Annotated in this window: 3 protein-coding genes and 1 pseudogene; 2 read left to right on the forward strand and 2 right to left on the reverse strand. The window is 66.0% G+C overall.

All coding sequences use genetic code 11. The annotated features are described in order from the left end of the window. Positions 1–24: 24 nt before the first annotated feature. Complete coding sequence (locus DB708_RS01445) at positions 25–1,893, forward strand: DNA polymerase III subunits gamma/tau (RefSeq protein WP_108920525.1); 1,869 nt, start codon at positions 25–27, stop codon at positions 1,891–1,893. On the opposite strand, the gene DB708_RS01450 is transcribed toward DB708_RS01445, so the two are convergent. Beyond that, on the reverse strand, positions 1,890–3,200 hold the full coding sequence (locus tag DB708_RS01450; protein ID WP_201263389.1) for a class I SAM-dependent methyltransferase: 1,311 nt from the start codon (positions 3,198–3,200) through the stop codon (positions 1,890–1,892). The genes DB708_RS01445 and DB708_RS01450 overlap by 4 nt on opposite strands. Beyond that, a pseudogene (locus DB708_RS01455) lies at positions 3,197–4,577 on the reverse strand (FAD-binding protein). The gene DB708_RS01450 and the pseudogene DB708_RS01455 overlap by 4 nt, the downstream one beginning before the upstream one ends. 72 nt (positions 4,578–4,649) lie before the next feature. On the opposite strand from DB708_RS01455, the gene DB708_RS01460 reads away from it, so the two are divergent. Next, the gene (locus DB708_RS01460; RefSeq protein WP_108920527.1) at positions 4,650–5,087 is read left to right on the forward strand and encodes an SRPBCC family protein; all 438 of its coding nucleotides are present in this window, start codon (positions 4,650–4,652) and stop codon (positions 5,085–5,087) included. Positions 5,088–5,090 lie beyond the last annotated feature (3 nt).

Consider the following 5,090-nt stretch of genomic DNA (forward strand, 5'->3'; position numbering starts at 1 on the left):
GGCCGCGCCGGTAGCCTGCTGACCGTGGCTCTCTACCGCAAGTACCGACCGGCAACCTTCGCCGAAGTGGTCGGGCAGGAGCATGTCACCGAGCCGCTGTCCATTGCCCTGGAAGCCGGCCGGATCAACCACGCGTACCTGTTCTCCGGTCCGCGCGGCTGCGGAAAGACCTCGTCGGCGCGCATCTTGGCCCGGTCGCTGAACTGCGTGCAGGGGCCGACGGCCAGCCCGTGCGGGGTTTGCGATTCGTGCCAGGGTCTGGCGCCAAACGCGCCGGGCAGCATCGACGTAGTGGAGCTCGACGCCGCCAGCCACGGCGGCGTGGACGACACCCGCGAGCTGCGTGACCGTGCCTTCTACGCGCCGGCGCAGTCGCGCTACCGGGTGTTCATCGTCGACGAGGCGCACATGGTGACCACGGCCGGGTTCAACGCGCTGCTCAAGATCGTCGAAGAACCGCCCGAACACCTGATCTTCATCTTCGCCACCACCGAGCCGGAGAAGGTGCTGCCGACGATCCGGTCGCGCACCCATCACTACCCGTTCCGGTTGTTGCCACCCAAGACCATGCGGTCGCTGATCGGGCGGATCTGCGAACAAGAAGGTGTCGTCGTCGACGATGCGGTGTACCCGTTGGTGATCCGCGCCGGCGGTGGTTCGCCCCGCGACACGTTGTCGGTGCTGGACCAATTGGTCGCCGGGGCCGACGACGACCACGTCACCTACCCGCGCGCGTTGGGATTGCTGGGTGCCACCGACGTCGCCTTGATCGACGACGCCGTCGACGCGCTGGCAGCCGGGGATGCCGCGGCGCTGTTCGGGGCCGTCGAATCGGTGATCGACGCCGGCCACGACCCGCGGCGCTTCGCCACCGATCTGCTCGAGCGGTTCCGTGATCTCCTGCTGCTGCAAGCGGTTCCGGATGCGATCAGCCGCGGTGTGGTGGACGCGCCGGAAGACGTGCTGGACCGCATGCGCGAGCAAGCGGCCCGAATCGGCGCGGCGACGCTGACCCGGTGCGCGGAAGTGGTGCAAGCCGGACTGGGGGAGATGCGCGGTGCGACCGCACCCCGGCTGCTGCTCGAAGTGGTCTGTGCACGCCTGTTGCTGCCCTCGGCGAGCGACGCCGAATCGGCGCTGCTGCAACGTATCGAGCGCATCGAGACCCGGCTGGCCATCTCCGTCGCTGCTGCCGAAGCCACACCGGCGGCTGCGCCACCCGTGACCGCACCGGCGGTGGCTGCCACGCCGCGCCGGCCATCCCGGCCACCCGCCCCGGCCGAACGCCCGGCCGAACCCCCGGCCGAACCTGTCAGATTCCGTCGGCCGACCGCGGCACCCGAGCCGGCCAGTGAACCGCCGCCGCCTGCGCCGCCGCCACCGTCGCCGGCACCAGATCCCACGCCCGAATCAGCTTCTGCCCCAGGCGAACTCAATGCAACGGCGGTGCGGTCCATTTGGCCGGAGGTGCGCGACAAGGTGCGTCAGCGCAGCCGCACCACTGAGGTGATGCTGGCCGGCGCCACCGTTCGCGCGGTAGACGGCGACACGCTGGTGCTCAGCCACGCCTCGGCGCCGCTGGCCAAGCGGCTGTGCGAACAGCGCAACTCCGACGTGATCGCCGAAGCGCTCAAGGAAGTGCTGGGCGTCAATTGGCGGGTGCGCTGTGAGGTAGGGGGGCCGGCGCCCACCGAAGCGGCCCCACCGCCCGCCGAAGAGGAACCTTCGGTAAACATCGCTGCCGCTGTGGAATCCGCGCAGCGCGACGAAGAGGAGCACATGCTCGCCGAGGCCGGTCGCACCGATCCGTCGGCGCCACGCCGCGACCCCGAAGAAGCCGCACTCGAACTACTGCAGAACGAGTTGGGCGCGCGCCGGATCGACGGCAGCTAAGGCTGCCACCAGGGCCGCAGCGGCAGGCTGTCGGCGCCTCGCCGCTCGACATTGGCGGCCAGCACGTGATGAAGCTGAAGGTTGTTCTGCTCGAACGCAACTCGTGACGCCGCCATGTACAGACCCCACACCTTCGCGATCGGCAGCGACACCTCGGCGACCGCGATATCCCAATGCTCTACCAGATTGCGGCACCAGTCGCGCAGTGTCATCGCGTAGTGATGGCGGAAGTTCTCCTGGTGCAGCACTTCGAAGCCGCTCTCCTGGACCTCGGTCAGGATGCGTCCCGAGCCGGTCAGCTCGCCGTCCGGGAAGACGTAACGGTCGGTGAATCCGCCGGCAAACGAGGTCTGCTTGTTGTCGTGGCGGGTGATGCAGTGATTGAGCAGCAGGCCACCGGTGCGTAACTTCGACTTGAGGAACTCGAAGTAGGCCGGGTAGTTCTTGACTCCGATGTGCTCGGTCAGCCCGATCGACGAGACGGCGTCGAACTCCGCTTCGGGCACATCGCGGTAGTCGCAGTGGCGCACCTCGGCCAGCGTCGACAGCCCATCTTTGTCGATCGCTTGTTGCGCCCACTTGGCCTGTTCTCCCGACAGGGTGACCCCGATCGCCCGGACACCATGGCGTGCCGCGTAACGCACCATGCCGCCCCAGCCGCAGCCGACGTCGAGCAGCCGGTCGCCCGGCGCGAGCCTCAGCTTGTCGAAGATCAGCCGGTACTTGTTCTCCTGCGCCTCTTCCAGCGTCGCGCCGGCGTGTGGGTAGACCGCGCAGGTGTAGGTCATCGACGGCCCGAGTAACCATTCGTAGAATGTGTTCGAAACGTCGTAGTGATGGTGGATCGCCTCTGCATCACGAGTCTTGCTGTGCAGCAAGCCATCAGCGACCCGGCGCCATCGCGGCGGCGTCTCCTGCGGAGGCGGCGGGATCGGTACCAAATGCTCGATGCCGATCGACCGGATCACCTGCGCCAGCGTCCGCGCCGACGGCCGTTTGAAATCCACCCGGTCGGCCAGCATCCTGAGCAGCTCGTACGGATCGCCAGGATGCACGCCGTAGGTCTGCAGGTCGCCGGCTATGTAGGCGCGGGCGATGCCGAGCTCGCCGGGTGCCGTCGCCAGATAGGTAGTGCCGCGCGGTGAGCAAAGGTCCAGGCCGAGCACGGCGTCTTCATTTCCGGCGGTACTGCCGTCATACGCGGTGAACTTGAGTGGGCAGTCGCCGGTGGCAGTGAAGATGGCCAGCACCTCGGCCATGTTGAGCTTGCCAGCAGTCGGGTGGTCGGACTCTCTGGTCGTCGTCATCGCCGTTGCACCGCCTTTGCATACAGATCAAGCAGACGCGAGTCGGGATCGTAGGATTTCTTCACTGTTTTGTAGGCCTCGCCGCCGTAGAGCTGGTCGAACTCTTCGCGGGTGTAGAAGGAGTCGGAGTATAGCGACTTGTGTCCGTCGAGTTCACCGACCTTCGCCTCGATCGCCCGATTGGTGGCGCCCAGGCCGTCGCCACCGGGAACCGAAGACCAGAAGCCGATGTTGACGTAGCTGACATCCGGCGGTATCGGATACAGCGGCCAACTCACGCGATCGCGAAGTCGTAACGGGCACAACCAGATCGGTGTGATCGGCACGTTGCCCAGAAACCACTCCAGGAATTCACAGGAATGTGCGATCGGCACCTCGACGTCCTGGACCACCCGTTCGGGTGCCGGGCGTCCGTGGCGGGCCTCGATCCGGTCGGACACACCGAAGCGGCGATCCGCGGCGACCAGCTTGGAGTAGACGCTGCTGCGCCGGTAACGGCGCGGCCACCAGCGTCGCAGCCGGGGGTTCTGCACGCCGAATGCGCGTGAGCACCAAAACCAATCGGTGTCCCAGCGCCAGAAGTAGTCGTTCATCGTGAGCCGGTCGTCTTTGGTGTATTCCGGGCCGGCGCGATCGTGCTGCATCGACTGGTAGTAGATCCTTTTGCCGGTGTAATCGCTGACGGGTCCCGGTGTGGTGGTCCGTCTGCCCACGCACAGGTAGCTTTCGTCGGGACTGAAGACCACGCCGTCGAGATAGTCGACCGGGGTGTCGCCCTGTCCGGCGGTGTCGATGATGCGGTCCATTGCGGCGACCAGTTCCGGCAACGAGCGGAAGCGGATGTGCCGCAACGCCACGAACGGTGCGGCAGGTTCCAGCTCGATCCGCAATCGTGTTGAATATCCCAGTGTCCCATAGGAATTGGGGAAAGCCCGGAACAGGTCGGAGTGCTGGCTACGTGATGCGGTGACCAATTCGCCAGCGCCGGTAAGGATATCCATCTCCAGCACCGACTCGTGTGGCAGACCATTGCGGAACGATGCCCAGGCCGCTGACCGCGCCGCCGACGGTGATGGTCTTGAGCTGCGGGACTACCAGCGGCGACAACCCGTAGCGGAGAGTCGCCGCCACCAAGTGCTCGTACGTGCACATGCCGGCGACCTCGGCGGTGTGTGCTGCGGCATCGATGCCCAGGACTCCGGTCAGTCCGGACGTGTCCAGGCCGCGCCCATCGCGTTTAGTGCGGGCGCGGAACAGATTTGACGTGGGTTTAGCGAGACGGACCGCGGACGTCACGGGGATGGTTCGATAACTCGCCACCAACCGATCGACGCCCGACCTGTGAGCCGAGAGTGCAGATTCCGAACCTGGCACCACATATACCCTAGTCTTCGACCACACCACGTGCATCCGCGCGCGGACGGCATCACAACAGAGGAGTCGCGCCTGATGGCACAGGTCAGCGCAGCCAGCACCATCTTGATCAACGTCGATCCGGCGGCCACGCTCGCCGCAGTGGCGGACTACCAGAACGTCCGCCCGAAAATCCTGTCCCCGCAGTACAGCGAGTACCAGGTGCTGCAGGGCGGACAGGGCCAGGGCACTGTCGTCAAGTGGAAGTTGCAGGCCACCAAATCACGTAGCCGCAACGTCGCGGCCAGCGTCGACGTCGCTGGTCACAGCGTCATCGAGAAGGACGCGAACTCGTCGATGGTGATCAACTGGACGGTGGCGCCGGCGGGCCCCGGATCCAGCGTGACCGTGAAAACTAGCTGGACCGGCGCGGGCGGCGTCAAGGGCTTCTTTGAAAAGACGTTTGCGCCGTTGGGGCTGAAGAAAATTCAGGGCGAGGTGCTGGCCAACCTGAAGAGAGAACTCGAAAGCTAGGCC

The sequence above is a fragment of the Mycobacterium montefiorense genome (assembly GCF_003112775.1).
Taxonomy (GTDB): Bacteria; Actinomycetota; Actinomycetes; order Mycobacteriales; family Mycobacteriaceae; genus Mycobacterium; species Mycobacterium montefiorense.

What these genes read in the sequence shown, in the direction of transcription:
- DB708_RS01460 (WP_108920527.1), top strand. Translation starts at nt 4,650, where the DNA reads ATGGCACAGGTCAGCGCAGCCAGCACCATCTTGATCAACGTCGATCCG.
- DB708_RS01450 (WP_201263389.1), bottom strand. Translation starts at nt 3,200, where the DNA reads ATGACGACGACCAGAGAGTCCGACCACCCGACTGCTGGCAAGCTCAAC.